At 45.2% G+C, this 18,541-nt stretch carries 15 protein-coding genes and 1 pseudogene; 1 reads left to right on the top strand and 15 read right to left on the bottom strand.

What is annotated here, in order from left to right; translation table 11 throughout:
• Positions 1-104: 104 nt before the first annotated feature.
• The 13 genes and pseudogenes from ACTNEW_RS07410 to dinB form a co-directional block, all read right to left on the bottom strand.
• The gene (locus ACTNEW_RS07410; protein WP_441059641.1) at positions 105-224 is read right to left on the bottom strand and encodes a DUF6783 domain-containing protein; all 120 of its coding nucleotides are present in this window, start codon (positions 222-224) and stop codon (positions 105-107) included.
• A gap of 65 nt (positions 225-289) precedes the next feature.
• Positions 290-517, bottom strand: a complete 228-nt coding sequence (locus ACTNEW_RS07405; RefSeq protein ID WP_441059555.1) for an HPr family phosphocarrier protein — start codon at positions 515-517, stop codon at positions 290-292.
• A gap of 206 nt (positions 518-723) precedes the next feature.
• Positions 724-1,497, bottom strand: coding sequence for a TIGR03915 family putative DNA repair protein (locus ACTNEW_RS07400; RefSeq protein WP_441059553.1), 774 nt, complete (start codon positions 1,495-1,497; stop codon positions 724-726).
• Positions 1,490-2,803, bottom strand: coding sequence for a putative DNA modification/repair radical SAM protein (locus ACTNEW_RS07395; RefSeq protein WP_441059551.1), 1,314 nt, complete (start codon positions 2,801-2,803; stop codon positions 1,490-1,492). The genes ACTNEW_RS07400 and ACTNEW_RS07395 overlap by 8 nt, the downstream gene beginning before the upstream one ends.
• 260 nt (positions 2,804-3,063) lie before the next feature.
• On the bottom strand, positions 3,064-4,383 hold the full coding sequence (locus tag ACTNEW_RS07390; RefSeq protein ID WP_441059549.1) for an aspartate kinase: 1,320 nt from the start codon (positions 4,381-4,383) through the stop codon (positions 3,064-3,066).
• Positions 4,384-4,553: 170 nt separating this feature from the next.
• Complete coding sequence (tsaA, locus tag ACTNEW_RS07385; RefSeq protein ID WP_441059547.1) at positions 4,554-5,291, bottom strand: tRNA (N6-threonylcarbamoyladenosine(37)-N6)-methyltransferase TrmO; 738 nt, start codon at positions 5,289-5,291, stop codon at positions 4,554-4,556.
• Complete coding sequence (locus ACTNEW_RS07380; protein WP_441059545.1) at positions 5,284-6,123, bottom strand: purine-nucleoside phosphorylase; 840 nt, start codon at positions 6,121-6,123, stop codon at positions 5,284-5,286. Before ACTNEW_RS07380 ends, tsaA begins: the two co-directional genes overlap by 8 nt.
• Positions 6,120-7,070 carry a 1-phosphofructokinase gene (pfkB, locus tag ACTNEW_RS07375; RefSeq protein WP_441059543.1) on the bottom strand — a complete coding sequence of 317 codons (951 nt, stop codon included), beginning with the start codon at positions 7,068-7,070 and terminating at the stop codon, positions 6,120-6,122. The genes ACTNEW_RS07380 and pfkB overlap by 4 nt, the downstream gene beginning before the upstream one ends.
• A 114-nt stretch (positions 7,071-7,184) precedes the next feature.
• Positions 7,185-7,928 (bottom strand): glucosamine-6-phosphate deaminase, encoded by a 744-nt coding sequence (gene nagB, locus ACTNEW_RS07370; RefSeq protein ID WP_441059541.1) that lies wholly within the window; start codon positions 7,926-7,928, stop codon positions 7,185-7,187.
• A gap of 192 nt (positions 7,929-8,120) precedes the next feature.
• Complete coding sequence (locus ACTNEW_RS07365; protein ID WP_441059539.1) at positions 8,121-9,395, bottom strand: glutamate-5-semialdehyde dehydrogenase; 1,275 nt, start codon at positions 9,393-9,395, stop codon at positions 8,121-8,123.
• A gap of 177 nt (positions 9,396-9,572) precedes the next feature.
• Positions 9,573-10,808: pseudogene (locus tag ACTNEW_RS07360) on the bottom strand (endonuclease Q family protein); the annotation flags it as partial.
• The gene (locus tag ACTNEW_RS07355) at positions 10,805-11,365 is read right to left on the bottom strand and encodes a manganese efflux pump MntP (RefSeq protein WP_441059537.1); all 561 of its coding nucleotides are present in this window, start codon (positions 11,363-11,365) and stop codon (positions 10,805-10,807) included. The gene ACTNEW_RS07355 and the pseudogene ACTNEW_RS07360, both read right to left, overlap by 4 nt.
• Positions 11,366-11,780: 415 nt before the next feature.
• Positions 11,781-12,998, bottom strand: a complete 1,218-nt coding sequence (dinB, locus tag ACTNEW_RS07350; RefSeq protein WP_441059535.1) for a DNA polymerase IV — start codon at positions 12,996-12,998, stop codon at positions 11,781-11,783.
• 153 nt (positions 12,999-13,151) lie between these two features.
• Between dinB and ACTNEW_RS07345 the strand changes: the two genes are divergently transcribed.
• Entirely contained in the window at positions 13,152-14,540 is a 1,389-nt protein-coding gene (locus ACTNEW_RS07345) for an alanine/glycine:cation symporter family protein (protein WP_441059533.1), read from the top strand.
• 96 nt (positions 14,541-14,636) lie between these two features.
• Here the strand turns inward: ACTNEW_RS07345 and ACTNEW_RS07340 are convergent, their stop codons facing one another.
• Together ACTNEW_RS07340 and ACTNEW_RS07335 are read right to left on the bottom strand one after the other, a co-directional pair.
• Positions 14,637-15,737, bottom strand: a complete 1,101-nt coding sequence (locus ACTNEW_RS07340) for an ROK family protein (RefSeq protein ID WP_441059531.1) — start codon at positions 15,735-15,737, stop codon at positions 14,637-14,639.
• A gap of 149 nt (positions 15,738-15,886) precedes the next feature.
• On the bottom strand, positions 15,887-18,460 hold the full coding sequence (locus ACTNEW_RS07335; RefSeq protein WP_441059529.1) for a glycoside hydrolase family 3 C-terminal domain-containing protein: 2,574 nt from the start codon (positions 18,458-18,460) through the stop codon (positions 15,887-15,889).
• Positions 18,461-18,541: the final 81 nt, after the last annotated feature.

The raw sequence follows: 18,541 nt of genomic DNA, 5'->3' as shown, positions 1-18,541 counted from the left end.
GATTATGATTCGATAGATCCAGTGAACAGGAAACAGCATCTGCATTTTCTGACCATTATAGCATGATATCGTTTTCCGGTCAAAAGCCACCGCTGCAGAGATCTTCATGACATCCATGCAAAGGAAAAGACTCTGACTCTAGAGCGTGTTTGAAAATTCATTCCCGCCATCTGTACGCTCCACTTTACAGGCTTTTCCGCCTGCGGCGATATGGAAAAAGGCACATACTCCCAGCGGAAATATGCACCTTTGCATCTGTAACGATTTTCAGACAACCCGACGTATTCTGTTATACTACCGCAAATTTTGCGATTGTCTTGTTAAAATTCTTATCTTCGCCGTAGCACTTTACAGTCATGACTCTCGTCAAATCCATACTGAGTACTCCGAGAATGGATTTCGCATCAATAATAATGCGATTATAAAAAATATCTATATCAAAATCACATCTGCTTGCTGCATTTACAAATTCTCTTACGTCTTCTGCCTTTCGAAATTTAATCTTACGTTCTGTCATGATTCATCATCCTCCCTTATGTAAGACTGCAGTTCAGTATTTTCTTACAGATGCAACGCATTTATGAAAACGATTACACCTTATGTGTATTTTGCCATTCCGGGAGTTTCTTGTCAAGGCAGTTAAAATTTTGTTTAAACTTTTCGACTTTTTCCACAAATATGGAAAAATATTCCTTTTTTCTTCAGTAGAAAATGACATATATTCTATGAAAATTCTGTCATTTTTGAACGAAATTTTAACGGCAGAAACTGCTGCTGCAGATGCGGATTCTTTCTCTCCTGAATGGTAACACTGCTGCAAAATCGTTTCCACAATTCTTCATATTCTTCTTTCTCTTCCAGTCCATTCTTCATATTCGGATTCATTACTGCATCTTTCTGTATATAGGCATTCTGCCCTCTTGGATGCAGGAGTACCTTACATCTGCTGCTGTCATAGATCATCCAGTCCTCATTGGGAAACCTGTCCGAAAAATGCGGTCCCAGCATTTCCAGAATATCATTTTCCGGTGATATTTCCGAAAACAATACCCTTCCTCCAATCTCACGAAAGCGCACAAACCCATAATATCTGTGCAGCTCATGCCATACCCGGATTCTCAGTTTCGCAACGGTATTTACTGCCGGATCCGCCATATTTTCCAACACCCTTCTGTCATTTTTCTTCCCTGAAAGAGCCATCCAGAGCACCTGAAAGACAAGAGTTCCCCTGTCTGGATGGCAGGATGCCGCCGCATAACATACTGCCTCATACACATGATGGCCAAGCTTGCTGCTGACCGTACGCAGTACTTTCCCGGCTTTTTCACTGTCTGACACCGTTTTCATAACTGTTGTGAAAAAATCCGGATACTCCGGCTCTTTTACAGAGATTTCCACCTGTCTGCCGCGAAGCTTCCATTTCCAGCCATCGTATATGGCAGAAAAAATTCCTTCCAGACTGTCCTCACAAACCAGAATGATTTTCTCATCATCCATTCTGCATCCCTCCTGTACAATCATCAAATAGAGAAAGCTGACGATAAGTCATTTCCGACCCGTGCACCGGAAGCTTATCTTTCTCTCTTGGATCCAGCATATTGCGAATAATATAATCCTCATCCAGCTTCACCGGATACATGGTGTGACCATTGCAGGTAATAAAATACAGTGCTCTCTTAAGAACCACGCCAATCTTTCGAAGATCCGGAAAATCAAGAGAGTGATATCGTCTTGCCCCAATGATTCTGGTTGCAGATTTCTCTCCGATTCCCGGAACACGCAGAAGTGTCCGGTAGTCCGCAGAATTAATCTCCACCGGAAAATATTCCAGATGACTGATTGCCCAGTCACACTTGGGATCCAGAAGAAGATTAAAATTCGGATGCTTCTCTGACAGAAGTTCGTCTGCCCGAAAACCATAAAACCGCAAAAGCCAGTCTGCCTGATACAGTCTGTGTTCCCGAAGAAGAGGCGGTCCCTGGGGAAGCATGGGAAGCGCACTGTCCTGATTCACCGCCACAAATGCAGAATAAAATACCCTTTTCAGCGAAAACTGTCTGTACAGAGATTCTGCAACAGATACGATCTGATAATCACTTTCACCAGTCGCCCCTATGATCATCTGTGTGCTCTGTCCTGCCGGAACAAAACTTGGCGCATGGCGATACAATGCCAGTTCCTGTTTATTCTCCATATGCCGGGCCTGAATCTGCCGCATAGGCTTCAGTATCGTCCTGCGGCTTTTGTTCGGCGCCAGGCGCTTCAATCCCTCTGAAGTAGGAAGTTCCAGATTCACACTCATTCTGTCTGCCAGAAAGCCGGCCCGCTCGATCAGTTCCGGAGAGGTGCCCGGTATCGCCTTCAAATGAATATAACCCTGAAAGTGGTACTTTCTGCGGAGCAATTCCACTGCCCGGATCATCTCTTCCATGGTCGCATCCGGACTCCCCTTCACACCGGAGCTCAAAAACAGTCCTTCAATATAATTTCGTCTGTAAAACTCGATTGTAAGCCTGCTGATCTCTTCCGGTGTAAAACTGGTCCGTACGACATCATTGGATGCACGGTTCACACAATATTTACAGTCAAATACACATTCGTTTGTATACAGTACTTTCAAAAGACTGATGCATCGCCCGTCTCCGGCAAAGCTGTGGCAGATTCCCGCATGAATACTGTTTCCGATTCCCCGGCCGTCACCCTTGCGATCCACTCCGCTGGAAGTACAGGCCACATCATACTTCGCAGCATCTGACAGAATTTCCAGTTTTTCCATAATACTTAATGATTCCTGTATTACCATATCCGTTCTCCCAAACATTTGTTCTTTTCAGAATTATATAGCAAACATCCGTTCTGGTCAAGACCATAAAACGGGACGAAATGTTAGAATATCATTTAAATAATGAGAAAGGACATGTATTTTTTACTGAAAAATCCCGGAACAAAAAATGTCCGGGATTTTCTTTCTTAACTGCTATTTCTTCTTTCCATATTTATCGCTTTAGAACATGCCTGAAGTGTACAGACATGGAAAATGGATGTTCAAACACGCTCTGTCTCTCAGATCTGTGTCAGTACAAAAATATCATAAATTGCTTTTACTGCTCTTTCAAATTCATTATTTGCCACACCAATTATGATATTCAGCTCACTGGAGCCCTGATCAATCATCTTTACATTGACATTGGCATGCGCAAGTGCGGAAAAGATTCTTCCTGCTGTTCCCCTCTGGGACTTCATTCCTCTTCCTACAACAGCAATCAGTGCCAGATCAGATTCCATTTCCACAAAATCCGGCTGTACCGCACGGTGAATTCCGGCAATTACCTGCTGTTCCTTATCTTCAAATTCATCCTGATGGACAAATACTGTCATGGTATCAATTCCGGACGGAACATGCTCAAAACTGATTCCCTGATCCTCAAAAACCTGAAGGATTTTTCTGCCAAATCCTATTTCACTGTTCATCATGGATTTCTCAATATTGATGGAGCAGAATCCTTTTTTGCCGGCAATACCGGTAATCACATACTTCGGCTTCTTACAGGTGCTTTCCACAATAAAGGTTCCCTTATCCTGCGGACGGTTGGTATTGCGGATATTGATCGGAATTCCCTCTTTACGCACCGGGAAGATTGCATCTTCATGAAGAACCGTTGCTCCCATATAGGAAAGCTCACGAAGTTCGCGGTAAGTAATGGTATCCATTGCAACAGGATTCTCTACGATTCTCGGATCTGTTACCAGAAATCCGGAAACATCCGTCCAGTTCTCATAAACATCTGCGTGAATCGCCTTTGCCACCAGAGAACCGGTCACATCAGAACCGCCTCTGGAAAATGTTGTAACCGTTCCGTCTTCCATGGCACCATAAAAGCCCGGAATGACTGCGCATTCACATTTTGCGAGACGTTTGCCAAGAAGCTTGTCTGTTTTTTCTGCATCGAGGTTTTTATTTTTGTCAAAACGAATCACAGATGCGGCATCTACAAATTCGTATCCAAGATAAGCTGCCATCACTTTTCCGTTCAGGAACTCGCCTCGGGAAGCCGCATATTCTTTCCCTGCCTGAGCCTTAAAGTCTGCCTCAATCTGCTTGAATTCATCTTCCAGAGAAAGATCCAGGCCCAGACCACGGATAATCTCATAATAACGTTCCTTGATTGCCTGGAGCTGTTCGCCAAACTCAGTGCCTTCACATGCTGCAGCATAGCACTGATAGAGCATATCCGTCACCTTTGTATCTCCGCTGAACCGTTTTCCGGGTGCGGACGGAACAACATATCGTCTGCTCTCCTCACTTCTGATGATTTCTCCCACTTTTTCAAACTGCTGCGCATTGGCCAGGGAACTTCCGCCGAACTTTACTACTTTTTTCATAATACTGCTCCTCATTTTTCACTTATAAGTTCTCATTAAAAATCGAATATATTTTAGTGAAAAAAAGCGATTTTTGCAAGTATTTCTTACTTTTGGCCGATAAAACTGTGATATTTCACAAGGCCGGTCTGCTCCCCAAAGGGTTCCATATCAAATTTGCCAGTATCTGATCAGACACGCTTCTCCCTCTCCTTCCGGTAATCCGAAATGCCGCACACGGTCAGTACACGCCCTTTTACCCGGAAATGAATATCTTTATCCTGAAATGCCAGTCCGTAAATTCTATCCGCATCTTTCTGATAGCCCGGTCTCGGATCAGCAGCAAGAACCTGAATCAAAGCCTCTCTTGACGATTCCGGTATCTGTTCCAGCCACTCATCGGGAAAAATAACTTCCAGCTTTTCATAGGAGATCTGATCCGTAAATCCTCCGGATGCATCCGGATGACTGTCTACATAGGGAAGGTATGGTTTGATATCATAGATTGGAGTTCCATCCATCAGATCTGCACCGGTAATATGAAGAACCGGGCCCCGTTCTTTATCCATCTCAATCCGTTCCAGCCTGACAGACGAAAGTCCCAGAGGATTCGGTCGAAACGGGGAGCGTGTGGCAAATACACCCTTTCGGATATTCCCGCCAAGCTTCGGCGGCCGAACTGTAGGAGACCATTTTTCTCTCACAGACTGGGAAAATTCCCAGATCAGCCAGAGATGTGTGAATTCTTCCAGTCCTCTTACCGCCTCCGGAATCCGATATTCCGGTTCAAAAACAATCTGACTTTTCAGTTCTGCGATTCGGCTGCTCTGATGAGGAATTCCGAATTTTGTAGGAAAATCCGTATGAATTCTGGCAATCACTTTCATCGTCTGACCTTGAGGACCGTTCTGTTCTATGTGCTTATTCATCAAATATTTCTCCTATCCGGATAATAGATTCTTTTACCAGCTTCTGAAAAAGCGGGCCCACTCTGTCTGCGGTTTCCTGGACTTCCTGATGAGAAAGGGGCTGCTCTGTCATTCCGCATGCAAGATTGGAAATACAGGAAATCCCACAGATTTTCATTCCCATATGATTCGCGGCAACTGCTTCACAGGCAGTACTCATTCCCACTGCATCCGCCCCGAGAGTTCTCACCATCCGAACCTCCGCAGGTGTCTCATATGCAGGACCGGTCAGCTGGAGATATACGCCCTCCTGAAGCGGAATCTGCAGATCCTCTGCGGTTTTACGGATGATATCCCTCAGATCTGCATCATAAACCTGACTCATATCACAAAACCGCGGACCAAGTTCTTCCACATTGGGATCGATCAGCGGAGAAGGAACAAAAGAAGCAATCTGATCTTTGATCAGCATAAAATCTCCCGGATGAAACTCATAATTCACCCCTCCGGCAGCATTGGTCAGAAACAGCACTTCCGCTCCAAGCAGCTTCATCAGACGTACCGGAAGTACTACCTGTTCCATGGAATATCCTTCATAATAATGCACTCTTCCCTGCATGACAACCGCAGGAACATGGTCCACATATCCAAAAAGAAATCTGCCTTTGTGTCCGGGTACCGTTGATACCGGAAAACCTTCAATTTCTCCGTAATCTACTGTCTGCACAACCCGGATCTCATCTGCAAATCCACCCAGGCCTGACCCGAGAATCAGAGCCAGCCGCGGTACAAAATCGGTCTTTTCCCGGATACTCTCCAGACTTTTTTCCAGTCTTTCATATACAGCATTCATAGCCTGTCCTCTCTTTCATCCAACTGATTCATAATCACCTGTTCCATCAGACAGTCTGTCAGTTTTCGTGACGGCGGCTTTGTTCCAACTGTGGTCACTGCACCTGCTGACACCGCCATACACAGACGCATCAGATCTTCTTTCTTCATTTTTTTCTCCCATGCATATGCCAGACCTGCTACCATGGCATCCCCTGCTCCCACTGTGGAATGCGCCTTCACCTCCAGTGCGGGACAGCGGAATGCGGAATCTCCAAAGACAAACATGGCACCTTCTTTTCCCATGGATACTGCGATGATTTTTGCCCCCTTTTCCTTAAGCTTTTCTGCCGTATTTCTCAGTTCGGATACTGGTTCCTCCATGGAAATTCCCGCATATTCCTCAAGCTCTGTCCGGTTGGGTTTGAGAATATCAGGTTCTGCCTCCAGCCCCAGACGAAACAGTTCCCCGTCAGCATCCAGAAGAACTTCCGCACCTTTTTCGTGCACCATTCGGGTGATTCTGGCATACGTATCCCTGGGGATGCCTGCAGGTATACTGCCGGACAATACAAACAGGGTTCCCTCTTCTGCATAACCTTCCAGCTTTTTCATCAGTATATCCATTTTCTCCTCTGTGATCACAGGTCCCGGCTCATTCAGTTCCGTCAGCGCACCGCTTTGTTCAAACACTTTGGTGTTTGTTCTGGTTTCTCCGTCCACCCATACAAAATCACAGGAAATTCCCTTTTCTTCAAGGACCGCCGCAATCGTCCGTCCGTTATTTCCTGCCAGAAATCCGGTAGCTATGCTCGTTCCTCCCAGTTCCAGAATCGTTCTGGAAACATTAATTCCCTTGCCTCCGGCATCATATTCCACTTTTTTGATCCTGTTCAGACCGCCGTGCAGAAGTGTGTCAATTTCTACGGTCTTGTCGATTGCCGGATTCATTGTTACAGTAATAATCATTGTTTTCTCCTTAATATGGCAGAAACACAGCAGACACGGGCCTCACCGCAATAGCCTGCAGTAAAATACCGTGTCTGTCTGGTTTATCGCATATGTACAAAATTTATAAAAACATTACAGAAGTCCTTCTTCTCTGATCAGAGACAGTGCATCTTCGTCTGCCACTACCGTCAGGTCATTATGAAGCTGCAGAATAGATGCCGGTACATTCGGAGTGATCGGTCCGTACAGAGAATCATACAGTGCCTGCGCCTTTGCAGCTCCTGTTGCAACCAGAAGAATCTTTCTGGCAGCCATAATATTCTTGATTCCCATTGTATATGCCTGTTTCGGAACTTCATCCATACTCTCGAAGAATCTGGAATTTGCCTGAATCGTACTCTCGGTAAGATCCACTACATGTGTTTCTTTTTCAAAAGCATCTCCCGGCTCATTGAAACCGATATGACCGTTTCCGCCGATTCCCAGAAGCTGCATATCCACACCACCCATGCTGTGGATGATTGCATTATAGTCCGCGCACGCTTTATCAGCATCTTCCTCCAGTCCATTCGGCACAAAAGTTCTGGATTTATCAATATTTACATGATCAAAAAGATTGGTGTTCATGAAATAACGGTAGCTCTGCTCATTGTCACCGGAAAGTCCACGGTATTCGTCCAGATTCACGCTGGACACTCTGGAAAAATCCAGATCTCCCTTCTGATACCACTCAACAAGCTGCTGATACATACCCACCGGAGTGGAACCGGTCGCCAGTCCAAGAACTGCATCCGGCTTCATAATAATCTGGGCAGACATAATATTCGCTGCCTTTCTGCTCATGTCCTGATAATCTTTTGCGGCATAAATAATCATAATTACTCTCCTTTACATTTCTGTTTTTGCTTACCCCAGGCATCTGTTTTCGTATACCTTTATTATATCTCTTACTGAGCCTTTTGTGAAATACCAAATCAGCTTTCTTTTTTGTCTGATTGATGCTGTCCGGTTATTATTTTTTCATCCCTGACAGCTTCGTCTGATCATCTGCCAGACTGATTTTCCCGATTAAAGATCTCTGAAATGGAACTGACTCTTTCCCGATGCATAATCTCCAACAATCTGTCCGCTTCCAAAAAGCTTATATTTATAGCTTACCAGACCTTCCAGACCAACCGGCCCCCTCGCATGGATCTTGCTGGTGCTGATCCCCACTTCCGCACCAAAGCCATAACGATATCCATCTGCAAAACGGGTGGAACAATTCTGATAAACCCCGGCGGAATCCACCATACGCATGAATTTCTCAGCAGCCCCGGCGTCTTCCGTAATAATACAGTCTGTATGGTGAGAACCATAGGTATTGATATGCTCAATCGCTTCTTCCAGACTGTCCACAAGCTTCACAGATATAATATAATCCATATATTCCTTTGCAAAATCCTCTTCTGTAGCGGCCGCACAGGAAATCAGTCTCTGTACTTCTTCTGTTCCTCTGATCTCTACTTTGCCATCCATGGCCTCTTTCAGCTTCGGCAAAAGCTCTGCTGCAATTTCTCTGTGGACCAGAAGCGTTTCTACGGTATTGCAGGCAGCCACATACTGTGTCTTGGCATCAAAAATAATCGGAACTGCTTTTTCCAGATCTGCTTCTCTGTCCACATAAATATGGCAGATTCCATCCGCATGCCCCATAACCGGAATTTTGGTATTTTCCATGATATAGCGCACAAAATTATTGGAACCGCGCGGAATCAGCAGATCCACATATCCGGAACATTTCAGAAGTTCTGCAATTTCCTCCCGGTCTTCCAGCTGAAGCAGGCAATTCTCCGGAAGTCCGGCTTTCAATACCGCCTGATAGATCAGCTGAAACAGGACTCTGTTCGTTCTCGCCGCCTCACTGCCGCCTTTTAAGATCACACAGTTGCCGCTCTTTACACAAAGAGTGGAAATCTGAACAAGTGCGTCCGGTCTTGCTTCAAAAATAATACCGATGGTTCCGATCGGACAGCTTTCCCGATAAAGAGTCAGTCCTTTATCCAATTCTCTCGCAAGCTGTGTCTTAAAAAGCGGATCAGGCAGATGAATCAGGTCCTGGATTCCACTGACCAGAACCTGAAGCTTATCCGCATTCAGTTCCAGTCTTTTCAGAATCGGCGCTGCTTTTCCTTCTTTTCTGGCCTGCTCCATATCTTCTGCATTCGCCTCAAAAATCAGTTTCTGATTCTCTTCCAGGCTTCGCCCAATCTCTTCCAGAGCACGATTACGTACTTCTTCCGGCTGCGATGCCATTCCGGCTTCTGCTTTTTTTACTGCTTTTACACTGTCTAATACACTCATTGTCTGTTCTCCTGTTGCTTAAATTAACCTGTATTTTTTGTCAGCTGTACTTTTCTCATCCATTCAAAAATCATTTTTGTGTTACTGTGAACAGTAACCTTTTTATTTCTTTATCCTATCATATCATTCCACTGATTTCAACGTTTTCCCGTGAATCCTGAAATTTTCGTTCTATTTTTCCTCATCAGCAAACAGAAGAATCTGTCCATATTCTCCGTCATATCCGGGGCGCCGGATCACACTTCCCTCACGCATTCTGCGTATTCCATCTGCTGCCTGCGTACCGCCTTCTCTCTGAATATCCTCCAGCGGGATTTCTCTCAGAATAGAAAACTCCGGGCCAAGACTGGACAGCAAACGTTCATATTCTCCCTGTACTTTCTTACTTGCTGCCGAATATCCCATCACGGCAGATAACACCTCAGGCAGAGGAACCAGACTCTCAAAGGGCCTGGCATCTTTTTTTACGTAACCTTCCTCCCGGTCCGCCAGCTGCCCAATCCGGTGATCCACTCCCATTGTGAGTTTTTTTCCACAAACCGGACATATTCCGCCGCAGGCTTCTGCTTCTTTCGGACTGAGGCATACCTGACATCTCCAATGTCCGTCATAGTGATATTTCCCCTCTTCCGGAAAAAATTCCAGTGTCCCGTCCAGACCTTTTCCTTCCTGAACTGCCCTGTACAGCCCTTCATAGGAAGCGTCGCAGTCCAGAAGAGTGGCTTCTCTTCCAAGCTTTGACGGAGAATGTGCATCTGAATTGGACACCAGCTGAATCCCATCCAGGGCGGAAAGTCTCCAGTTCATCGGTGGATCGGAAGAAAGTCCTGTTTCTACAGCATGTACATAAGGTGTCAGATCTCCAAAGCATTCTTCCATCGTATCAAAACCGGAACAAGCTCCAAACAGCCCAAAATGCGGTGTCCAGACGTGTGCCGGAATCAGGATTCCCGAAGAACATGTTTCCAGCAGCATTTCCAGCAGATCATGACTGTCCAGACCAAGAATCGGCCTTCCATCCGAATGGATATTTCCTATTTTTCCCAGCTTTTCGGACAGTTTTTCTGCTTCTTCCAGCCCCGGAAGGAGAATGACATTATGCACCTTTCTTGTCTTTCCATTTTTCTTATAAATGGAACTGATTTCTCCGGATATCACAAATAACGGAGATTTCTCCGCATATGCTGCTGTTTCTGACGGAAGATATTCCTCTTTCAGCCGGTATAATCCATCTTCTGTCCGGACCAGTTTTTCTCTCAGTTCCTCTCTCCATGCAGGATGAGTAAAATCGCCGGTTCCCACCATGGAAATTCCCTTTTTTCTTGCCCAGAGATCCAGATATTCCGGTGTTCCTTCTTTGCTGGTTGCCATAGAATACCGGGAATGTATGTGCAAATCTGCAATCTGTTTCATGCCAGAATTCCAAGTCCTTCCAGAAGAATTTTCAATCCGATCAGAATCAGAATGATACCACCGCACAATTCTGCTTTTGACTTGTATTTCATGCCAAAAAGACTTCCAATCTTCACCCCTGCCGCAGAACAGACAAAGGTTACCACACCGATAAAGCAGATTGCCGGGATAATCGCAACCTTCAGAAATGCAAAGGTCACACCAACCGCAAGTGCATCAATACTGGTCGCCACCGCCAGAATAAACATATCTCTGGCAGCCATGGAGCCATCCATCTCTTCCTCTTCTCCAAAAGATTCCTTCACTATGCTGGCTCCGATAAACAGCAGCAGAGCAAACGCGATCCAGTGTGCGTAATGAGTGATCATATCTGTAAAATACCTTCCCCCCAGATACCCGATCAGCGGCATCAGCGCCTGAAATCCGCCAAACCACAAACCTGCCGTCGCCATATGCTTCCAGTTGATTTTTCCAAGAGAAAGCCCCTTACAGACAGATACGGCAAACGCATCCATAGACAGTCCCACTGCCAGTACAAAAAGTTCAAAAAGTCCCATTTTATCCTCCTTCGTAAAATAGAATCACGGTCATATTTTTTATACCACAGAAAAATACAACGCACTTTCCTGAAATACAAAGAAATATGATGTAAAAAAACCAGGTGAGGCGACACGCCTATACCTGGGTACAAAAAAAGACCATGTATAGACACTATCCCTCTATACATGAGTCTCGTTATTTAATGCAAGCCAGACCTCTCAGTCAGTATGTTGACTTGCCACATATTTCTATGCCAACTACTCCCTCACGGATGTTACATTTCTGGGAAATTTTATCATCTCTTCTGCGACTTGTCAACTCTGATCTTCTGTTTCATTTTTGTTTTTCTGCTTCATTTCTATTTTCTTTTTATTTAGTAATAATTCCTGTCTTTGACAATGACAGTTATATATTGCCTTTCCGGTTCTCGTTTTAAAAACGATGCGGCGTTTTTTTCTCTGCTTTCATCCGGATTTTTGTCTCGGCTTCCAGTTCTGCGGCAGTTTTGATAATACCGGAACCGTATTTTTTCTGAAGTCCGAACAGTTTTTGATTTAACTCCTCTTTTTTGTTCTCTTTTTCCACATCTTTCAGATTCCAGAGGGAAATCTGCTCTGTTTTGCTCTCTGTAAAATTACCAGTTCCGATTCCAATCAGTCGAATCGGCTGAAACGGAATTTTCTCAAGCAGTCCCGCAGCTGTATGATAAATCGTTTCTGTGCTGTTTGTCGGTTCCACCGTCTGCGAACGGGTAATCCCTTTCATGGAAGCATAGGTAATCTTCAGCGTCACCGTCTGACAATAACATCCCCTGGAACGCAGTTTCAGACTCAATTCCTTTGCAAAAATCCGAAGGTAGCTTTTCAGATATTCCAGGTCTGAAGAATCCTGCTGAAAGGTGTGTTCCCTGCTGATGGATTTGGCTTCGGATTCATAATAGGGAACCACTTCCCTCTCATCAATTCCCTGCGCAATTTCTACAATCTGACGACCTCTTTTGCCGAACACTTCCTCTACACGCTTTTGATTTTCCAACAGATCCTGCACAGTGTAAATGTGCATTTCATGCAGCTTTTCAGAGGAACGGTTTCCCACCCCGAGAAGAACTTCTATTTTCCGTTTTTTTATCAGTTCCCGAAAGAATTCCTGATCCGGAATTTCAAAAAATCCATCCGGCTTTTTCTCCTCACTGGCAAATTTTGCCGTCGCCTTGCTGTATCCGATTCCCACAGAACAGGTCAGCCCCACTTCTTTTCTGGTCCGTTCCCGGATCATCTGTCCAATATTCCGGGCACTGCCAAAAAGCCGGATGCTGCCTGTCACATCAAGATATCCTTCATCCAGCGAAATATATTCCATCACATCGGTATATGTACCCCAGATTTCATGAAGCTGTGCAGATACTTCCCGGTACTTCCGGATGTCCGGATGCATATAGATTCCCTGCGGACAGCGGCGGTAAGCCTCCTTGATATTCATGGCGGAACGTACTCCGTATTTCCTTGCTTCATAGCTGCAGGTAGATACCACGCCGCGTTCCTGCGGAAGGGCTCCGATAATCAGCGGCTTACCGGCAAGTTCCGGATGATCTCTGCTTTCCACAGAAGCAAAAAAAGCATCCATATCCACATGTATAATTTTTCTGTCCACAATTTTCCCTTCTTTCTGAACAATTGTTTACATATTCGCATTTCTACTATATACTGAAACATATGTGTTCCCCGTCATCTGTTAATGACAGTCAGACGACACTGGCTAACACCTGTACGGGGCAACCAACTTTATTATCCGGAGGAAATCGACATGTCGTTTATACAGTTTTTTTACAATCTTCTATGGGGAGATCTTGTCACAATCCCGCTTCCCGGCGGCAGTTCCATCGGGCTTTCCCTGCTGGTTCTGCTCCTGATACCCGCAGGTATTTATTTTACCATCCGTACAAGGTTCCTTCCTTTCCGCCTCTTTCCTGAAATGCTGAAAATCTCTGTGGAGAAGAAAACCAGTTCCGAAAAAAACTCTATATCCGGTGTACAGGCACTGATCATTTCCACAGCCACCAGAGTCGGAATGGGCAATCTGGTAGGAGTCGTTGCCGCTATTTCCATGGGTGGTGCAGGTGCGGTATTCTGGATGTGGGTTACAGCCCTTCTCGGCTCCTCCACTGCATTTATAGAAGCAACACTTGCACAGCTGTATAAAGAAAAAGATCCCCTTTACGGCGGATTCCGCGGTGGTCCGGCTTATTATATCCATCATCTTTTTTACAAAAAAGGACATCGCCTGAAACGCTCCGTCATTGCCTCTTTATTTGCTCTGTCAGGACTGCTTTGCTGGTGCGGAATCAGCCAGGTAATCGGAAACTCGGTTTCCTCCGCATTTGAAAATGCTTTTCATATCCCACCGCTTTATACGACAATTGTACTTGTTATTTTTGCAGCAGTCATTGTTCTTCGAAAAAACGCTACAGTAAAAGTGCTGGATGTAATCGTACCTGTGATGGCAGGCTGTTATTTTCTAATCACCATATTTATTATTGTAAAAAATGCCGGACAGCTTCCAGCCGTTTTCCGGCAGATTTTTGAAGAAGCATTCGGTCTCCGACAGGCAGTGGCAGGAGGGTTTGGCGCTGTACTGATGAACGGAGCCAAGCGCGGGCTTTTTTCCAATGAAGCCGGTTCCGGTTCTGCTCCCTGCGCTGCTGCAGCTGCCGATATCAGTCATCCTGCCAAAGAAGGTCTGCTGCAGGCATTCGGCGTATTCATCGATACCATCGTGATCTGCAGCTGTTCTGCCATGATCATGCTTCTGGCTCCGGTGGAACTGACCGCAGGTCTGACCGGTATGGATCTGCTTCAGACCGCCATGAGCCATCACCTTGGAAGATTCGGCGTTATTTTTATAGCCGCCACATTATGGCTGTTCAGTTTCTCCACCTTTATCGGCATTCTGTTTTATGCAAGGCCAAACATCGCCTATCTTTTCGGCGATAACTGGCTTTCACAGACACTTTATAAAATCCTTGCACTTGTGATGCTCTTTATCGGGGGACTGGCTGCCTACACCTTTGTCTGGGATCTGGGTGATATCGGAATCGGACTGATGACGATTTTCAATATGCTGGCTCTTTTCCCTCTGTCAGGACAGGCCATCCGCTCACTGAAAGACTACGAGAGCCACATAAAAAAATCCTGACTCTGAACTCATCCATATACAGGAAAGACTCCTGCCCGAAAGGCTTTCCGACAGATGTGCGTCCCAATCTGTCGGAAAGCCTTTTTCAAACACGCTCTATAATGTATCAAAAAAGCGTTCTATAAATTTCAGGGTAACACCGTATGCCGCAGCTTCCAATTTATATTTCCCGGTTCGCAAATACGAGGTATCCAGATCAAATTTATTATACTCCATGATTTTTCTTCCAAGCTCCGGCAGAAACTCTTCCAGATAACCTCCCACATATCCTCCAAGAACAATATCACAGTCAAAAGCCATCCGAAGATTGGAAACGACCACAGCAAGATCATCCAGATATTCTTCCCAGATCTGCACACAGGTTTTCTCTCCTTCTTTCAGCTTCCGGAAAAACAGCTCCAGATTGTCATCCGTCAGGCGCTGCAGCACCTTCGCGGAACAATAGGCATCTGCGCATCCCCGCTTGCCGCAGTAGCATGGGCGTCCGCCTTTCTCAATGATCATATGGCCAAATTCACCGCTCCTGAAATTTTCTCCCGGATACAGTTTGTCATGAAGATAAATAGCCCCTCCTACCGTATTGCTCAGGGAAAGGTAAATCGTATGATTCTCACTCCCTGTAAGTTCCGCATAAGCTGCACTGTTGGCATCATTTTCCAGAGCATACGGAAAACCGATTGCATGTTCTATCGTTTTAAAACTGACATTTTTCACATTTAATGCGTGGGAACGAAGCAGGACTTTTTCTTCCTGATTCACAATTCCCGGGAGAGAAATTCCCACACCGATGATTTTCGCCTCACTGACACCTGACTCTTCTATAAAATCGTGCAGCAGTTCCCCCATTTTCCCATAGTAAGAATAGGTATTTTCATAAGGAATGCGGATTCTCTTCTTATTTACCGGCTCCCGCCTCATATTGACCAGTACAAACGTAATATGATTGGCTGTAATATCCATTCCTGCCGTATAGCCTACATCCGCAGAAATAGACAGTGCTTTGGCTTTCCTGCCGCCTGTGGATTCAAAAACCCCGCTCTCCTCCACCACGCCGGCCTCCACCAGTTCTTTCACATTCTGAAGAGTAGTCGGCATGCTCAGATTCAGCCGAGAAGAAATTTCAGCCTTCGAAGTCATTCCTCTCTGCGAAATATATTTTGCAATTCTGACTTTATTATTTCGTTTCATCTCATTCATTGTTTTCACCTGCATGAAATCTTTTATAAAAGTTATTATAGATTATCTGCAGACAGCACGCAAGGAAAAAGTCCCACGGAAAACCCTGCGATACATCTAAACAAAAAAGGATGCCGCCCTTTTACAGACAGCACCTTTCCACATTTCTTTTATTTAGCAGTCATATAACAATCCAGTCCTTCAAACTGTTCCAGATAGCTTACCGCATCTTCATACTGGTTGGACTGAAGCGCTACTCTGACGGTATTGCATACGCAGCGTTTCAGTTCGCGGATATCCAGAGTTCCCTCTTCCAGTTCCTTACGGATATTTTCATGATCAGACGGATCTCCCGGCATAACCATATCGTTTCCGGCACGCATACATCCGGAAGCGGTACATACACCTGCAGTGGAATCCGTTGTTGTTGTCCAGTCTGTCATAATTGCTCCGGCAAATCCCCATTCATCTCTGGCAGCCTTTGTACAGATATCATAACAGTTGGCAGCGTGAACGCCATTGATCAGATTGTAGGATGTCATCATAGACATCGGCTGAGAGTTCTTTACTGCAATTTCAAAGCCTTTCAGATAAATCTCACGGAGCGTTCTCTCGGAAAGCACACTGTCAGATCCCATACGGTTGTCTTCCTGATTGTTGCATGCAAAATGCTTGATGGTAGTTCCGCATCCCGGCACTTTCTGCACGCCAAGTGTCATGGCTGCTGCCATCATACCGGAAAGAAGCGGATCCTCGGAATAATATTCAAAGTTTCTTCCGCAAAGAGGATTTCTGTGAATATTCATGCCTGGAGCCAGCCACAGGGTCACTTCAAACAGTTCCATTTCATGACCGATCATTTCACCGACTTCTTTGATCAGTTCCACATTCCAGGTCTGGGCAAGAAGTGTTCCAACCGGAATTGCTGTACAATACTGATGATAGGTAGTTCCTTTCTTCTCACGTTTTCCTGCAAAGAATCCGCCTTCCAGAGCTTCCAGGAACTCGCCTGCTTCGATTTTTCCGTCAACAACCTGATAAGACTGTTTCAGACGAATACCTGCAGGTCCGTCTGCAAGAACCATACTAGCCACATTCCACGGATCCATCGCAGCTACAGAAACGGTTTCTGCTGCAGCACCCGGAACGGTCTGTCCTGCAGAACCAAGTTCGCTCTGTCCTGCATTGATATCACCGGTAGCAAATGCAACCAGCTGATCCAGAGACAGACTCTCTGTGATTTCTCCGGCTTTTCCCGGAAGTTCATCCGAAAGTCCGGAATACTGTATCGTTTCTGTTACAATTTCAGAAGCCTTTATTTCTACTGCCGGAAGCTTTTCCGCCAAAGCATGCCATGCAGCTTCTTTTTCCTGCATTTTTCCTGCATCCGGAAGCAGCTCTTCCATATCCTGCTTTCTCTCGCAGATATGTTCACACTGAACCATCACAGCATCTTCATCCAGATGCAAAGAACCGATCAGTTCTGCACTTTCCAGAGAATTTCCTGCCCAGATACCATAAGTACCTTTTTCCACAACCCACGCTGCCATTTCTTCACTGTAGGAAGCCAGCTGATAAAGAGCAAAGGAAATTTCCATAGCCTGACTTTCGCCCGGAGCCAGAATACCTGTTTTGCCAAAGCCTGCAAGACGACGGTATTCTTTCGGAAGTCTGCCCTGCGGACAGGATACATAAATCTGAGCAACTTCTTTTCCCGAATAAGTATCACCGGTATTTTTGACTGTCATATTAACCGATACCATCGGTTTTGCTGTACCCATACCGTTTACGGAAATTTCACCGCCATTCACTTCAAATGTGGTGTAGGAAAGTCCGTATCCAAAGCAATAACGCACCGGCACATCAAAAGTATCAAAGTAACGGTATCCTACATAAATGCCTTCTTTATATTCCTCTTTGTAAACATCACCGCTGTTATGGCTGAAGAAGGAGGCATTCGGATAATCCTCATATTTCATAGCCCAGGTGTCTGTCATTTTTCCGGATGGAGTCACATCACCGCTGATCACATCTGCAAAAGCGCTTCCGCCTTCCTGACCCGCCTGCATAAACTGCAGAATGGAAGGAATGTTGGAAAATTCTTCTGCAAATCCAAGGTCTACAAGACCGCCTGTATTGATTACAAGTACCACATTCTGATAAGCTTCGCATACCTGAGCAAGCAGTGCTTTTTCTTCCGCAGTGATCAGATAATCTCCTTCTGCAGTATGACGGTCCGCATTTTCACCGGCAATACGGGCAAGAACAAATACGGCAATATCTGCTCCATCTGCTTTTGCAGCTTCCACATCAATGGCGCTGCCGCACGGCATCTGGAACTGTGCAGCGGAATAGGCGCGGAAAAAGTTGTTGTCATATTCCGGCAAGCTTCTGAAAATCTCGTTTTTCCAGTCTTCTCTTGCCTGAACATACAATGCATCATAATCCTCCAGCCATTCTCTGCTGGTCACTTCATATCCGGCATTTACCATTCCCTGATAAATATTGACACAGTCACGTTCATTCACATCACCGGATCCGGTTCCTCCCTTAATAGTTCGGATCGCGCCGGCTCCGTAAAGTCCGATTTTGATTCCTTTTTGTAAAGGAAGAAAATGATTTTCATTTTTCAGAAGAACAAAGCCTTCTGCAGCTGCCTTTCTGGCTAATTTACGGTTCTTTGTCTCACGCTCAGTCACAGCATCAGAAACAGTACCTGGAAATGGACGTTTTCTAAGTTTCATAATAATCCTCCAATTATTTTTTCTGTTACACTTATTATGAAGGATTTCCATACGCTTTTCTATTCATTTTTTTAACTATTT

The sequence above is a fragment of the Blautia sp. HCP3S3_G3 genome (assembly GCF_052063365.1).
In the GTDB taxonomy this organism is placed as follows: domain Bacteria; phylum Bacillota; class Clostridia; order Lachnospirales; family Lachnospiraceae; genus Blautia_A.
The sequence above is the reverse complement of the archived record's forward strand: the minus strand, read 5'-3'. Positions and strand labels throughout refer to the sequence as shown.

Excerpts from the sequence above, each read along its gene's own strand:
- ACTNEW_RS07405 (WP_441059555.1), bottom strand. The coding sequence starts at position 517 with ATGACAGAACGTAAGATTAAATTTCGAAAGGCAGAAGACGTAAGAGAA.
- ACTNEW_RS07400 (WP_441059553.1), bottom strand. The coding sequence starts at position 1,497 with ATGGATGATGAGAAAATCATTCTGGTTTGTGAGGACAGTCTGGAAGGA.
- ACTNEW_RS07395 (WP_441059551.1), bottom strand. The coding sequence starts at position 2,803 with ATGGTAATACAGGAATCATTAAGTATTATGGAAAAACTGGAAATTCTG.
- ACTNEW_RS07390 (WP_441059549.1), bottom strand. The coding sequence starts at position 4,383 with ATGAAAAAAGTAGTAAAGTTCGGCGGAAGTTCCCTGGCCAATGCGCAG.
- tsaA (WP_441059547.1), bottom strand. The coding sequence starts at position 5,291 with ATGAATAAGCACATAGAACAGAACGGTCCTCAAGGTCAGACGATGAAA.
- ACTNEW_RS07380 (WP_441059545.1), bottom strand. The coding sequence starts at position 6,123 with ATGAATGCTGTATATGAAAGACTGGAAAAAAGTCTGGAGAGTATCCGG.
- pfkB (WP_441059543.1), bottom strand. The coding sequence starts at position 7,070 with ATGATTATTACTGTAACAATGAATCCGGCAATCGACAAGACCGTAGAA.
- nagB (WP_441059541.1), bottom strand. The coding sequence starts at position 7,928 with ATGATTATTTATGCCGCAAAAGATTATCAGGACATGAGCAGAAAGGCA.
- ACTNEW_RS07365 (WP_441059539.1), bottom strand. The coding sequence starts at position 9,395 with ATGAGTGTATTAGACAGTGTAAAAGCAGTAAAAAAAGCAGAAGCCGGA.
- ACTNEW_RS07355 (WP_441059537.1), bottom strand. The coding sequence starts at position 11,365 with ATGGGACTTTTTGAACTTTTTGTACTGGCAGTGGGACTGTCTATGGAT.
- ACTNEW_RS07345 (WP_441059533.1), top strand. The coding sequence starts at position 13,152 with ATGTCGTTTATACAGTTTTTTTACAATCTTCTATGGGGAGATCTTGTC.
- ACTNEW_RS07340 (WP_441059531.1), bottom strand. The coding sequence starts at position 15,737 with ATGAATGAGATGAAACGAAATAATAAAGTCAGAATTGCAAAATATATT.
- ACTNEW_RS07335 (WP_441059529.1), bottom strand. The coding sequence starts at position 18,460 with ATGAAACTTAGAAAACGTCCATTTCCAGGTACTGTTTCTGATGCTGTG.